Annotated in this window: 8 protein-coding genes; 4 read left to right on the top strand and 4 right to left on the bottom strand. The window is 68.3% G+C overall.

What is annotated here, in order from left to right; genetic code table 11:
- The first annotated feature begins 83 nt into the window (after window positions 1-83).
- Window positions 84-1,040: a cyclase family protein gene (locus KME77_RS18375; RefSeq protein ID WP_246610094.1), complete on the top strand. Its 957-nt coding sequence runs from the start codon at window positions 84-86 to the stop codon at window positions 1,038-1,040.
- 154 nt (window positions 1,041-1,194) lie between these two features.
- On the opposite strand, the gene KME77_RS18370 is transcribed toward KME77_RS18375, so the two are convergent.
- Window positions 1,195-1,827: a hypothetical protein gene (locus KME77_RS18370; RefSeq protein WP_219469094.1), complete on the bottom strand. Its 633-nt coding sequence runs from the start codon at window positions 1,825-1,827 to the stop codon at window positions 1,195-1,197.
- A gap of 269 nt (window positions 1,828-2,096) precedes the next feature.
- Between KME77_RS18370 and KME77_RS18365 the strand changes: the two genes are divergently transcribed.
- Window positions 2,097-2,477 (top strand): nuclear transport factor 2 family protein, encoded by a 381-nt coding sequence (locus tag KME77_RS18365; RefSeq protein WP_219469091.1) that lies wholly within the window; start codon window positions 2,097-2,099, stop codon window positions 2,475-2,477.
- An 81-nt stretch (window positions 2,478-2,558) separates the two neighbouring features.
- On the opposite strand, the gene KME77_RS18360 is transcribed toward KME77_RS18365, so the two are convergent.
- A complete protein-coding gene (locus KME77_RS18360) occupies window positions 2,559-3,035 on the bottom strand; it encodes an SRPBCC family protein (protein ID WP_219469088.1) in 477 nt (158 codons plus the stop codon).
- A 190-nt stretch (window positions 3,036-3,225) separates the two neighbouring features.
- Between KME77_RS18360 and KME77_RS18355 the strand changes: the two genes are divergently transcribed.
- The gene (locus tag KME77_RS18355) at window positions 3,226-3,735 is read left to right on the top strand and encodes a GNAT family N-acetyltransferase (protein ID WP_219469086.1); all 510 of its coding nucleotides are present in this window, start codon (window positions 3,226-3,228) and stop codon (window positions 3,733-3,735) included.
- On the opposite strand, the gene KME77_RS18350 is transcribed toward KME77_RS18355, so the two are convergent.
- Together KME77_RS18350 and KME77_RS18345 are read right to left on the bottom strand one after the other, a co-directional pair.
- A complete protein-coding gene (locus KME77_RS18350; protein WP_219469083.1) occupies window positions 3,719-4,810 on the bottom strand; it encodes a methyltransferase in 1,092 nt (363 codons plus the stop codon). The genes KME77_RS18355 and KME77_RS18350 overlap by 17 nt on opposite strands.
- A gap of 647 nt (window positions 4,811-5,457) precedes the next feature.
- On the bottom strand, window positions 5,458-6,444 hold the full coding sequence (locus tag KME77_RS18345; protein WP_219469077.1) for an LLM class flavin-dependent oxidoreductase: 987 nt from the start codon (window positions 6,442-6,444) through the stop codon (window positions 5,458-5,460).
- A 301-nt stretch (window positions 6,445-6,745) separates the two neighbouring features.
- Here KME77_RS18345 and KME77_RS18340 point away from each other — a divergent pair.
- Window positions 6,746-14,237 (top strand): hemopexin repeat-containing protein (locus KME77_RS18340; protein ID WP_219469075.1); only part of this gene is annotated, 7,492 nt, incomplete at its 3' end.

Genomic DNA, 14,237 nt, shown 5'->3' with positions numbered 1-14,237 from the left:
CCGGCGAGGTCATGTCGGAGGAAAGGGCGGGATACCCTGCCTGCGGTATCTCGAAGCGCGTGACCGGAGGAGTCGATGCTGGGATGACGGCAGAGCGGGCGATGCCTACGCAGGACGACGTGCTCGGGTACTTCGACACGTTGTCGAACTGGGGGCGGTGGGGTGATGACGACGAGCTCGGCACGCTGAATCACATCACCGACGAGGTCCGGCTGGCGGCGGCGCGGGCTGTGCGTCACGGCAGGAGCGTGTCGTGCGCGTGGGAGGTTGCCGTACCGGAGGACATGGAGCGGGCGACGACGTCGTGCCCGTGCGCCGCCGACATGCCGGGGGCTGAGAACATGCCGGCGGGGGCGTTCCACAATGATCGGCGCTGGGGGTTTTCGTCCGAGCGGCTGGGCGTCACGTTCCACGGCAACACCCTCACCCACGTCGACTCGCCGTGCCACATTTTCTGGGACGGCATGATGTACAACGGGCGGCCGCACTCACTGGTCGATGCCGAAACGGGATCGGGGTGGGGGGCCGTCACGGCGGCGGCGAACGGGATCATCACGCGGGGTGTGCTGCTGGACATCGCGGGCGTGCGGGGTGTGCCGTGGTTGGAGTCGGGGGAGGGGGTGTTTCCCGACGATCTGGAGGAGGCTGAGCGGCGCCAAGGGGTGCGGGTGCGACCCGGCGATGCGGTGCTTCTGCGGACCGGCTACGGCCGCGTCCGGCACGAGGCCGGTGCGGCCGGCGGGTTCACGCAGGCCGGCTGGCACGCGTCCTGTCTGCCGTGGCTGCATGAGCGGGGGGTCGCGCTGATCGGCGCTGACACTCCCCAGGACGTTCAGCCGTCGGGGTATGAGGACGTGTTGATGCCGGTTCATGCCGTGAGCCTGGTCGCGATGGGGTTGTGGCTGCTCGACAACTGCGATCTGGAGGCTTGCGCGGCGACGGCTGCCGAGCTTGGTCAGTGGGACTTCCAGCTCGCGGTCGCGCCGGTCCGCTTCGCCGGTACGTCCGGCAGTCCGGTCAACCCGATCGCCACGTTCTGACCGCGGTGAATCCGAGCAGATGTCCGGCTTCCGTCGCGGCGGCTGTCTCGGCATTGGACAGACCGATCTGCGGTGAGGAGATGGGGAAAGGCGGGCGGTGGATGCCGCCTCTCGTGCCACGTAGGCAAGAGGGGCGGCACCGGATGCTCAGTGGTCAGAACAGCGGGTCGAGGTAACCTCCCCAAATGTAATTACCGTCACTCGGAACGTCGACGTTCTGGATGATGACCGATTCATGGGGATACCCCGCGACGTCGGGCTGGAGGTTCATCTCCACCCTGTAGTTTCCGCTTTGCGGGATGATGCAGACCTGGAAAGCGTACGGGCTCGCCCCTAGCGGAAGCTTCTGCACCACCTTTATGGCGCTCCCGGGGCCGTTGATCATTCCCCAGTCGTAATAGCCCGCCGCCAGCGATTGGCGTTCGCTGATGCACAGCCGCGGCATGCTGGGGTTCGGGTTCGCGGCGAGATAGTTCTGCGACCAGATGTCCCAGCAGGGAAACGCCTGGTAGAGGCAGTTGGGGTAGCACGGCGACGTGCATGCCGGGGCGGCCTCCGTTGACGCGTCCGTCGACGGTTTGAGCATGATTCGCTCGTCGGGGATTTTCGGTTGATGCGTTCGCGTATCCGAAGGCACGGGCTGAGCGGACGGGTCCGGCGTGGCGGCCAGGGTGGGGCCGGCGGCCACCACGAGGGTGGCGAACAATGCCAGCAGGCTTATCAGAATTTTCTTCAGGGCGAATGGCGCTCTTGCCGGATGCGGTGTTGCCTTGATCGCTCTACGCACTTAATGCGCTCCTCGTCTGAGCGTTTACCGGAATTGACCGTGGATCATCGCCCGGGCAGTCAAAGTATCGAGTGCCGGGCAGGGAAAGCCCAGGGCGGTAGCAGGGTTTTTGGCGGACAGGCGCGCTGGGGTCCGAGATCCGATGGCCGCCGGGCCGCATGTTCTCGGAGTACGACCGGTGCGCTGCCTGGCCTGCTCCTGAGTGCGATTGAGACATGAACTGTTGTCGCGGACCTGACATACTCGGCACTCTCGTGTAAGGAGTGACCATGGGTGACACCGTTGAAGAGTTGCGTGCGGCCGAGCGTCGCCTCCAGGCGGCCCAGCTCGCCGCCGATGCCGATGCTCTCGACGAACTGCTCGACGATCGGCTGATCTTCACCCTCGGTGTCGACGGGAAGACGTACACCAAGCAAGATGATCTGGAGCTTCAGCGTTCCGGCGCCCAGGCGTTGACCCGGGTGGACGAGGAGGAACTGCAAGTGCTCGCCGACGGGACCACCGGTGTCACGTGGTTTCTCGGCACTCTCGCGGGCACCGCCGGGGGAAGCGTGTTCCAGGCCCGGATGCGCTACACGCGGACCTGGATCAGGGACGACGTGAGGGGCTGGCGAGTCGTCGCGGCGCACGCCAGCGTGGTGCCCGAGTAGCGACGGCCGGGTGGCGGATCGGCCTGCTGCGCGCGCCGTAGGGCCGTTACCGATCCGTCGCGCTGATCTTCGCTGTCGCCTTCACCGCTTGGCGGGTTCGGTCGACCTTTTGAGGTGTGCGTTACGCAGCAGGATCAGCTTGGTCATGTAGCGGCGCAGGACAAGGGAGTCCGCGACGGTCCCCAAGGGGCCGGCGGGCGCGGCGAAGTCGACGATGTCCTTCATGAGGGTCGCCTCGGTGTCGCCCTTGCCGGCGTGGGTCAATTCGAAGGTGTGCTCGTGGCGCCAATGCCGGAACGGGCCGTCCACCTGTTCGTCGACGAAGTACGAAGGCCGGGTGCAGGCGCTGATCGTCGAGGTCAGGTGCCAGGTGAGACCGAAGTGCCGCGCTCGCCACGTCACCTGATCGCCCAGGGAAAGCCGTCCGGAGGTCACGCCGGCGACTGCTCGTTCGCGCGAGCCGCGCATGGAGGCGGTGTGCAACTCGACCGACAAGGACGCGTCGAAGACAACCGGCGGTGGTGCGAGAACCAAGGTCGTCACCTGGAACCGGGACATGGGCGGATCCTAACTGTCACGTGAAAGACGTCACCGTGGGAGTGTGACGTTCCGCGGTCCGGCCCGGCGACCTCTCCAGGATCGAATGTCCGGCGAATGCCCTGTTGCCGGCCTGGCTGTTCTTGAGGGCCGATCTATCATTTCTCACCTACGGGTACAGGGACGGGTACGGGAATGGGGCGGAGCGATCGTGGACTATCAAGGGCTGGTCAAGCGGCTGAGCCTGCCGGAGGGGTGGACCGCTCCCAAAGAGCTGGCCTACCAGGACGTACGGATGTACGCGCTCACCCGTGAGCACGTGAAGGACGACGTCCAGGGAATCAACGCCAGCATCGAGCTCATCCGGCGGACGCGGGGCGGGCGCTGGCCGTCCGAGCCGGTCACCGAGGACTTCAACTACGTGGATCTCGTCTGGCACGAGTGCGAGTTCCGGGAGGGTGACTCGTTCACCTACGGCGTTTACGACGCGGGCGGCCGATACATGGGGTGCTGTTATCTGTATCCGATGGGCCGGCGTCAGCCGCTCACCGAGGAACTGGTCCAGTACGACGTCGACGTGAGCTGGTGGGTCACGCCCGACGCCTATGAGCGCGGGTATTACGCCAAGGTGTACGACGCGCTCCGCCACTGGATGGCGACCGAGTTCCCGTTCTCCAAGGTGTACTACTCCAACAAGGAGATTCCTACGCCTGGCAAATGAGGAGGGCCTGGCCGTACGGGGTGGTGCGTACGTCGGTGAGGGTGAGGCCGGCTCGGGTGGCGAGGGCGCCGTACTGGTCGACGGTGCGTTCCCGGCCGCCGCTGAGGACGAGCATGCGCAGGTTCATCTCGGCGAACATGGCCGGGTCGGCACCGGGACCGCCGCCCTGTGACTCGATCATGATGATCCGCCCGTCCTGGCCGGCCGCCTCGGCGCAGCGGCGCAGGATGCGGACGGCCGCCTCGTCGTCCCAGTCGTGCACGACACCGCTGAGCACGTACGCGTCGCCGCCGGCGGGCAGCGGGTCGAAGAAGCTCTGGCCGGCGAACGCGCACCGCTTGTCCAGCCCGCGCCCGGCCAGATGCTGACGGCCGCGCTCCACCGTGTCCGGCAGGTCCACGAGCGTGGCCCGGATGTCCGGGGCGACGCTCAGCACCTCGGCGAGCAGCGCGCCGGTGCCGCCGCCGACGTCGACCACGTGCCGCACCCCGGACCAGTCGTACGCGCTGACCGCGTCGGCGGCGTAGTCCGCCCCGGCGGCCATCATCGCGTCGAACGACACGCTCATCTCCGGGTTCGCGGCGAGATGGTGCCAGAACGGGGCGCCGAAGACCGTCTCCCACGCCGGCTGCCCGGTGCGGACCGTGTGCAGCAGGCCGGTGAACGCCAGGTCCATCTGCCCGCCGAACCCGCCCAGGTCGAGTCGCTGCCGCATCCCGGCGGGGTGGTCGGACGTCAGCAGTGCGGCGGGCTCGTTGAGCGCGAAGCTGTCCGGGGCCGGTTCGGTGAAGACGCCTCGGTGGACCAGGTGACGCAGCAGGCGAGTGAGGGCGTCGGCGTGGGTGCCGGAGCGGCGGGCCAGCTCCTCGACCGGCACCGGGCCGTCGGCCATCAGGTCGGCCAGGCTCAGGGAGGCCGCGACCCGCACCGCCATCGGAGTGACCAGGTCCGTCACGGGGGCCAGGACGTCCCAGGCCGCCTGCCACGCCGAGGACCGATCGGGCTGCCCGCCGTCGCCGTCGCCATCACGGTCGTGGGAGGGGTCGGGGTGGTGGTCGTGATCGGCGGTGGTCATGTCACGACACTCCCTCGCGCGAGGTTGGCTCTGGTGTTCGAAAACTACCAGATGATCAATCCGCTTGGACATGGACGAATCGGCGCCACAAGGGAGGGGGGCGGTGCCCGCGGTGCAGCACGATCTTCGGGGAATGAAGGTTCCCTTGAAACGCGGCCTAGGAGGTCTGATGGTGGTTTTCCGGACGGCGGAAGATCGTCAACAGGCGAGTGGAAGATCATGACTGAATGGGTTCGCTCGCCCGCGATGATCACCGCGACTTTGCCCTCGTCATAGGAATCGAGGGGGCGCGCTGAGGTAGTAGAACAGCGCTCGGTCGCCGATGCAGGGGTCCAGTTTCAGGAATTCCGTACCGAGGTGGTCGGCGATGGGCACGCCAGGCAATCTGCGCCGGAAGCCGTCAGGCCGCCCCCCACCAGCTAGGAAGCCAAGGGGTCAAGGGCCAAGGCTGAGGAGGGACGCCGCCCCGGCGGTCACGGATCCGAAGTCGGCGTAATGCCCGCCCTCGCGTGCCGGCCACGTAATGAGAACCAGCGTCATGAAACCGCGCCGCGAAAAATACCGAAACGCACACGGGCGCAGCAGGAATGCCCGCGCTCCACCGCGAAAAGCACCGCGGGCACGAGAAATGCCGCGCGGCGCCCCCGCTATTCGGCAGTCGTCGCCGCGAGCAGTTCCAGTGAACGCATCCAAGCCTTTCTGTCCGGCGCCGAGAAGGCGACGATGAGTTCGTCCGCCTGAGCCTGCTTCGCGAAGCGGTCGAGATAGTCCTTCACCTCCGCGCCGGTCCCGACAGCGGAGTACTTCATCATCTGCAGCACCTGCTGCCCGGCGGGCGAGGCGAGGATCGTGTCCGCCTCCTCGGTGGTGAGGGACGCGCCGCGGGCCAGGAAGCGGCCCACGCGCAGGCGCTTGGCGGACAGGAGCTGCTCCTCCGCCTCCTCGGTGGTGTCGGCCGCGATGACGTTGACGCCCGCGATGACGTACGGGTGGTCGAGCTGCTCGGAGGGCTGGAACTCGCGCCGGTAGAGCGTGACCGCCTCCTCCAGGGCGGTGGGCGCGAAGTGGGAGGCGAAGGCGTACGGCAGGCCGAGGACGGCGGCGAGCTGGGCGCCGAAGAGGGACGAGCCGAGGATGTAGAGGGGCACGCCGGTCCCCTTGCCGGGGGTCGCCTCGACGCCGGGGATGCGGGACTCGGTGCCCAGGTAGCCCTGCAGTTCGAGGACGTCCTGCGGGAAGTTGTCGGCGGAGGCGTGGGTGCGGCGCAGCGCGCGGAACGTCTGCTGGTCACTGCCCGGCGCGCGGCCCAGGCCGAGGTCGATCCGGCCGGGGTGCAGCGTCTCCAGGGTGCCGAACTGCTCGGCGATGGTCAGCGGCGAGTGGTTGGGCAGCATGATGCCGCCCGCGCCGAGGCGGATCGTGCTGGTGTTCGCCGCTATGTGGGCTATGAGGACGCTGGTCGCCGAGGAGGCGATCGACGGCATGTTGTGGTGCTCGGCGTACCAGACGCGCTGGTAACCCAGCTCTTCGGCGCGCTGGGCCAGGGCGACACTGGCGGTCAGGCTGTCCCGCGCCGTCTCTCCCTCGCCGATGTGCGCCAGGTCGAGGATGGAGAGGGGGAGAGTGAGAGCCATGGAGCTGATGCCTTTCAGGAGGTGGAGGGGGCCACTCTCCTGTGCAACCAGGGCGCCGTCGCGGGGATTCCCGGGAGGTTATGGCGCTTAATTGGCGCGAATTCCAAAAAGAGCATCCAAGGGCCGAGTCAATGTGGCCGATAAAAGGCACCCACCCCACCCAAAGGTATGGAGGGGCCGTTGGCAAGGCCCAAAATAGCGGGGTCCGCGATCCTTACCTTGACGGCCAGTACTGTTCCTCCCGAGGGTTGGGCGAACATAGGTCGGCCGACACAGGAGATCCAATTTAGGGGGGATCACGTTGCGCAGGGACGACTCATTACCCAGCTACGAGCAGCTTTTCGAGGAACTCGACTTCTACGAGGGTGACGAGGCCCGGTCCGTGTACTCGCCGGCGGCCTATCTGGTGGACCTGCTGCGCCTCCTGGAGGGCGTCTACCAGGATCCGGACCTCCTGCGGCGGCGTCCGGATCTGGCCAAGATCCCGTTGGACGCCGAGAACACCTTCACCGAGTCGCCGTACCTCGACATCGTCAACGAGGTGCTGGAGCAAGTCATCGGCGCGACGCCGTACGAGACCCTGCGCGAGGCCGACCACCCCTTCACCATGCCGTTCTCGCTGGACGAGGAGCGGTTCAGGCTCTACCTGCGGCACTTCAAGGTCGGGCCGGACGAGTTCTACCGGCTGTTCGCCGCCCAGCTCGACGCCGACCTGGTGGCGAGGCTCTACCTCGGACTGTCGGCCGAGGAGGCGCGCGACGCCGTCACCCCCAACCCGAACCTCAGGGTCGTGTACGGGCTCGGCAAGGACAAGAACGGCAAGGACGAGGACGTCTCCGTCCTGAACGACGTCGACAGGTTCCGGCGGGCCACCGGCCTCACCATGCTCGAAGTGCGGGAGCTGATCCTGCAGAGCGAGGACCCGGACCGGCCGCCGTCCACGTTCTTCGTCAACCGGGGCAGCGGCACCGCCGCGGTCCTGGACGAGCAGCGGATCGTGGCCGACGTGGAGTGGTTCGAGCGGACCAACAGGTTCGTCCGGCTGGCCCGCAAGACCGGCCTCACCATGACCGACCTCGACCGGATCCTCACCACCTGCTGCGACAGCCAGATCAACCTGGAGGCGCTGCGCAGCATCGCGGTCGTGGTGTTCCTGGGCCGCGCCTACGAGCTGGCCGTGGACGGGGTGTGCGGGTTCGTCGTGCCGATCAAGCCGGCCGACCTGGAGGATCTGCCGGCCGCGTCCGGGGACATCCTGGCGCCGCACAACAAGGACTTCCGCCGGCTGCTGGCACGTTCCATCGAGATGGCCGAGAGCGACATCGTCGACACCGTGCTGCGCTTCCGCGAGCACTACAGCGCGCTGGAGCCGAGCCCCTTCGACCAGGGGGAGATCGCGCTTGCGGAGATCGCGCTGCTGCAGCGGGTCGGCAGGCTGGTGACGGCGCTCGGGCTGTCCGTCGGCGAGCTGTTCGACCTGCTGGAGGTGCTGGAGAGCGACCCGTCGCTGCAGCGCTACACCACCTTCTCGATCCTCGGCGGCACGCAGCCGCGTACCCAGGACTGCTACCGGATCCTGGAGGGAGCCGACCCCGCGTCGGCGCTGTGGCTGGCGCAGACGCTGTTCGCCGTGGCGGGGTGGATGCAGACCAGCGGGTTCAGCGCCGAGGAGCTGATCGCGGTCCTGGGCAGCAAGAAGGACCCCGAGGACGAGGCCGTGGCCGAGGTGCTGCGGCAGCGGTTCGAGGCCGTCGCCCTGACCGCCGACCTGTTCGTCTCACGCCGGTTCGGGCAGCGCGCCTCCCAGGCGCTCCACGACGTGCTGACCGCCGACGACGTCACCGGCGTCGTGTCGGCGAAGGACGATCGGCTGCTGCGCCTGGACAAGCCCAAGGTCCGCTCGGCCTCCTACGACGCGGTCACCAGCCTCGGGCTGGTCCTCAAGGAGGACTTCCTCGGGCTGGGCCTGGACGAGCGGCTGACGGCCAAGATCTTCGCCAACCTGGTGTTCTCCGGACGGCTCCAGGCCGACGGCACGCTGGTGCCCACGCAGACGGCGGCGCTGGTCAGGGACTTCGGGTCGTTCAAGGAGCTGCTGTTCAAGCTGGTCAACAGCGTCAGCAACGGCACATCGTTCTTCTACCCCTCCGACCTGGCCTCGCTCGGGAACCTGACCGAGGAGCAGCAGGCCGAGCTGTACGACAACCTCGTCCACCACGGCTACCTCGACAGCGAGGGCGCGGTCCTCGACCCTGACTTCTTCGCCGACGAGACCAACGTCGCCGACTTCAAGGTCAACGCCGACCTCGACGACGTCGCGCCGCAGGTGCTGGCGGAGCTGCAGGCCCGGATCAAGCTGTTCAAGGACGAGCCGCTCACGCTCGACCCGCAGATCTTCGCCGCGCCGGAGCTGGACGTGGACGTCGACACGCTGCTGCGGAGCCTGCGCTTCAACGGCTACATCGACTCCGACGACGTCTACGTCGACAAGGCGGCCCTCCTGGCGCTGAGGCTGGAGGACCTCAGCCTGGCCATGGAGTTCTACCCGCGGCGCCGGACCATTCTCGACGCGATGAAGGAGCAGATCGCGGCGTTCCAGAAGGAGACCTACACCTTCACGCCGGAGGACTTCGTCGAGATCGCCGACGACACCGTCGCCCAGCGGGCGATCGACGCGCTCGAAGGCTCCTACATCCGCGACGGCCGGGTGATCGACGAGGGCGCCGAGCTGGACGGGCTCGGCGACGGGTTCTCCGACGCCGAGGTGGGCGTGGTCGCCGCGCGGATCGGCGAGGTGCTCCAGGACGAGCGGTCCTACCGGCTGGACCTGGAGGCGGTCACCGCGCTGGGGTTCGACGAGAGCGAGCGGGTCCGCCTGCTGCGGGTGCTCATCGAGGCCGGGCACCTCGACCAGGCGCTGACCGTGCCCGAGGACAGGGTCGCCTACTTCCGCAACGCCAACAACGCGCTCGACTTCGAGCTGCCCGGCCTGGAGGACTACGCCAAGGAGCTGTTCTTCCTGCTGCACCCGGTGGCCAAGGAGATCGCGGCGGCGGTCGACGAGATCACGGTCGCGCTGGAGGCGCGGGCCACGCAGCAGCGCGAGGCGCTGTGGGAGGTGCTCGCCGACGCGCTGGGCATTCCGGCCGCGACGGTCGAGGCCATCTGCGTCGCCGTCACCGGCGGAACGCAGGATGCCCTCGACGCCCTGGCCGCCCCGGCCCTCACGGCACCGATCCCCCCGGCCCCGACGCCACCGGTCACGCAGGCTCTCACGACGCAGGCTCTCACGACGCAGGCCCCCGCGGCGCCGGTCGTCGCGCGGATCGATCCGCGCTTCCTGCAGACCTACCGGCGCGTACGCCGCTTCGCGCTGCTGGCCGCCAAGCTGGCCCTCGACCCCACCGAGGTGGCCGTCGCCTTCAAGGACCAGGACCTGGTCGGCAAGTACCCCGAGCCGCTGGTCCTGCCGCGCGGCCTGGACCGGTTCGACGCCCTGCTGGAGAGCGCGGACGGTCACATCTACCTGTTCGAGGGCGAGTACTACTGGACCTACGCCCACGCCACCCACGCCCTGATCGAGCCGAGGTCGAAGCAGCTCGTCGAGATGTCGACCCGCTTCGCCGGCCTGACCAAGGTGGACGCCGCCTTCACCCACCCCGCCACGGGGATCGAGTGGCTCATCGGCCACGGCTCGGACGGCGTCTCCAGGGCCTTCACCAAGATCGGCGGCACCTGGGTCGCGCGGGAGCAGGTCTGGGGCAAGGTCAGGAACACCTTCGTCAACGCCAAGCGCATCGACAGCGCGTTCGTGGACGAGGACGGCAAGACCTACCTCTTCTGCGGCGACCAGTACGTCCGCTACAGCACGACCGACTACACCCACGTGGACGAGGGCTACCCGCGCGCCGTCACCGAGTGGTGGTCCAGGGAGGGCCACGACACGCCCCTGCCCAAGCGGTTCGCCAAGTTCGTGGACGCGTCCTTCCAGGACACCGACGGCGGCATCCACCTGTTCAGCGGCCCCGCCTACCTGAGGGCCGGTGACACGAAAGAACAGCAAATATCCGATAAATGGGGAAAGGTGCGGAACGCCTTCCAGGACGCCCCCGCCCTCGACGCCGCCTACACCGACAAGGACGGCATCGCCTACTTCTTCAGGGGCAACCAGCTCGCCCGCTACTCCGACAGCATCGAGAACGACCACGTCCACGTGGACGACGGCTACCCGCGCCGCATCCAGGCCCCCTTCGAGTCCGGCATCGAGGCCGCCCTGGAGGACGCCGACGGCGACCTCCACCTGTTCAGGGACGGCAGGACCGTCAAGGACGACACCGCGCCGGTCGACACGGTCGAGCGCTGGGGCGCCGTCCCGGCCGCCCTGCCCAACGGCAGGGTGGACTCCGCCTTCACCGGCCTGGACGGCAAGACGTACCTGTTCAGGGACGAGCGCTACCTCAGGTACTCCACCGCCGACTACACGTACGTGGACGAGGGCTACCCGAGGACCATCGCCAAGGACTGGGGCGGCCTGCGCACGGTCGGCGCCTCGTTCGTCATGGACGGCATGACGTACCTGTTCGGCGAGGGCGGCGAGCTGTTCGGCGTCCCGCTGGAGCAGGCGGACGAGCTGAAGCTGGGCCACCTGCCGCCCGCTCTGCGGCGGCGCTTCCTGGAGCACGGCCTGACGTTCGCCGAGGGCGTCGTCGTCACCGGCTCGGCCACCGACTGGCACGTGACCACCGAGCAGCACATCGACATCACCCTCGTCCTGGAGCCGAAACGGATCAGGGTCCAGGCCGACGCGGGCCACTTCTACGTCCGCTATTCCACCAGAAACTACGCCACGCCGGACGCCGGGTTCCCCAAGCCGGTGGCCGACAACTGGTGGAACCTGCCCACGGCCCTCGCCCAGGACCCCGCCTGGGCCGTCATCGACGCCGTGCTCACCGGCCGGGACAACCAGACGTACCTGTTCTCCGGTGGCCGCTTCGTGGTCTTCGACCACCGTCACCGCTGGTGGTCCGAGCCGCGCACGCTGGCGACCCACTGGGACAGCCTGCCCTCCAGGTTCCATGAGGAGGGGATCGACGCGGCCTTCATCGGCAAGGACGGCAGGACGTACCTCTTCTCCAAGGACCAGTACGTCCGCTACTCCACGGCGGACTACACCCAGCTCGACGACCGCTACCCCGCCACCGTCGGGGCGTACTGGGGCAACGTCCTCAGCAACCTGGAGCGGACCGGGCGGGTGGACGCCACGCTGGTCATGGACGTCGTCGTGGACGAGGTGCCGCACACGTACACGTACCTGTTCTCGGGCTCGCAGTACCTGCGCTTCGAGGGCACGACCGCGCAGCCGGGCTACCCGCGCAACATCAGGGACCTGGCCAAGGAGCCCGGTCTCGGCCGGCTCACCGTCACGCTCGACGGCGTGGACGCGGCCTTCGCCGACCAGCGCAACGTCTACCTGTTCAGGGGCGGGAACTGCCACGTCGTCTCGATCGACCTGTACCGGCGCTACGACAACCTGCCGGTCCCGACGTGCGCGTTCATCGAGGACGGCTCGGTCCTGATCGAGACCGGGGGCGGCTGGCACAGGCTGACGGCGATCGAGGGCAGGAAGATCACGGCGACCCCGGTCAGGCCGCGCACGCTGCGCGCGGTGCCGCAGGAGTTCAGGACCGGTCTGGACGCCGTGCTGACGGGCGCCGACGGCACGACGTACCTGTTCCAGGGCCCGAACTGCTACAACACCCGCCTGAACAGGCAGTACCCGCTCACGGAGGAGTGGGCCAGGCCCCGTAACACGATTTATCAGGACAACCGGGTGGATGCGGCGTTTGTTGGACAGGACGGGAAGACCTACCTGTTCAGCGGCGACCAGTTCGTCACCTACACCCAGGGCAAGGACACGATCGACGGCGACCCGCGCCCGATCGCCGACCACTGGGCCGGCCTGACCAGCGTCGCCCTCGCCTACGTCCGCGACGGCAAGACCTACGTCTTCGAGAAGCCCGACGAGTCCGAGGGCACCCTGCGCCTGCTGGTCTACTCCGGCGACGACTACACCGAGCCGGACGACGACTACCCGGCGATCACCGACTCCGACTTCTGGGAGATCCCGGACGAGTACCGCGACGACCACTTCGCCCGCCCCGACGCGGTGCTGTTCGAGGGGCACACCATGCTCCTGCTGTACGGCGACAAGTGCGTGCAGCAGGACCAGCGGACCGGCCAGTGGTCCTACCCCCGGCCCATCGAGCGGATCTGGCGCGGCTTCGACCACGAGCCTACCGACCGGCTCAGGACGGCGTTCACCGCGACCGACGGCGCGACATACTTCTTCTTCGACGAGACCTACACCCGCTACGCCGACCGCGTCTTCTCGCCGGCCGCGCCCATCCGCGACCACTGGGGCCGCTCGCTCGACACCTTCCTGACCGTGGACGCGGCCGTGGTGGCGGGCGAGCACACGTTCCTGTTCTCCGGCGACAAGTACGTCCGCTACACCGGCGGTGAGTACCGCTACGTGGACCCCGGCTATCCGAAGAAGACGGTCGGCAACCTGCGCCAGGAGACGGCCTTCGCCAACCTGGGCGAGGAACTGGACCGGCCACTGACCGCCGTGCTGGCCAACCGGCGCAACGTCTACGCCTTCACCGCCGGCGCCTGCCACGTCGCCTCGACCACCGCCGAGGCCGACTACGACCTCGGCATCCTGGGCGGCGTCCGCAACACGATCCCGGAGAAGGTGGACGCGGCGCTGGTCAAGGGGCGGCACACCTACCTGTTCTCGGGCGACCAGTACGTGCGCTACACCGGCACCGCGTACGACGTGGTGGACGACGGCTACCCGCGCACGATCGACGGCTCGCTCGCCACGGACCTGGAGCTGGCGCCCCTGCCGGACGAGTTCGCCGACGGCCTGGACGCCGCCTTCCGCACGCTCGGCGGCCGGACGTACCTGTTCAAGGGCGGCCGCTTCCTGGAGGGCGGACGGCCCGGGGAGGTCAGCCGGACCGGGGAGATCAGCGAGTGGGGCGTCGTGGACAACGCCTTCGCCACCGGCCAGGGCGTCGACGCCGCCTTCGCCGCGCCCACGGGCGAGATGTACGTGTTCAAGGCCGGTCAGTACCTCCGCTACCAGCCGAACGACCTCGAATACGTCGAGACCGGCTACCCCAGGACGGTCAAGGACGACTGGGGCGACCTGCCGAAGACGTTCGAGGACGAGGGCCCTGACGCCGCGTTCGTCCTCGAAGGCCGTACGTACTTCTTCAACAAGGACCAGTACGTCCGCTACACCAAGGAGAAGGTGGAGCGCACCTTCCCCCAGCAGATCAAGAACCGCTGGTCCGACACGGCCGACTACCGGCTGAGCGACCTGCACACGATCGTCCGGTTCCTGGACCTGGCCCGCTCCCGTCCCGACGGGCTGGCCGCCTTCCTGCACGAGGAGCCGGTCGAGGACCCGTACCGACGCCTGGCCGACCTGTTCGGCTGGGACGTGGACGAGCTGCGCTGGGCCAGGCGCAACGCCGAGCTGCTGACGCCGGACACGCCCGAGGAGGACCGCTTCGAGATCGAGTTCGTGCTGCGGCTGGCGGAGGCGTTCAAGATCGCGGACAGGTTCGCGTCCGGCCTCTCCACGCTCCACGCCGACGTCTGGACCCCCGCCTTCGGCGGCTCACTGGGCGCGGCCGGCACCGCCCTGTACACGATGCTCGAACGCCGCGACGACTGGGCCACGCTGGAGGGTGAGCTGCGCGACGAGCTGAACCTCGTCAAGC

The organism is Nonomuraea rhizosphaerae, from assembly GCF_019396405.1.
GTDB lineage: Bacteria > Actinomycetota > Actinomycetes > Streptosporangiales > Streptosporangiaceae > Nonomuraea > Nonomuraea rhizosphaerae.
The sequence above is the reverse complement of the archived record's forward strand: the minus strand, read 5'-3'. Positions and strand labels throughout refer to the sequence as shown.

Coding starts and splice junctions, on each gene's coding strand:
- KME77_RS18375 (WP_246610094.1), top strand. CDS start 84: ATGACGGCAGAGCGGGCGATGCCTACGCAGGACGACGTGCTCGGGTAC.
- KME77_RS18365 (WP_219469091.1), top strand. CDS start 2,097: ATGGGTGACACCGTTGAAGAGTTGCGTGCGGCCGAGCGTCGCCTCCAG.
- KME77_RS18360 (WP_219469088.1), bottom strand. CDS start 3,035: ATGTCCCGGTTCCAGGTGACGACCTTGGTTCTCGCACCACCGCCGGTT.
- KME77_RS18350 (WP_219469083.1), bottom strand. CDS start 4,810: ATGACCACCGCCGATCACGACCACCACCCCGACCCCTCCCACGACCGT.
- KME77_RS18345 (WP_219469077.1), bottom strand. CDS start 6,444: ATGGCTCTCACTCTCCCCCTCTCCATCCTCGACCTGGCGCACATCGGC.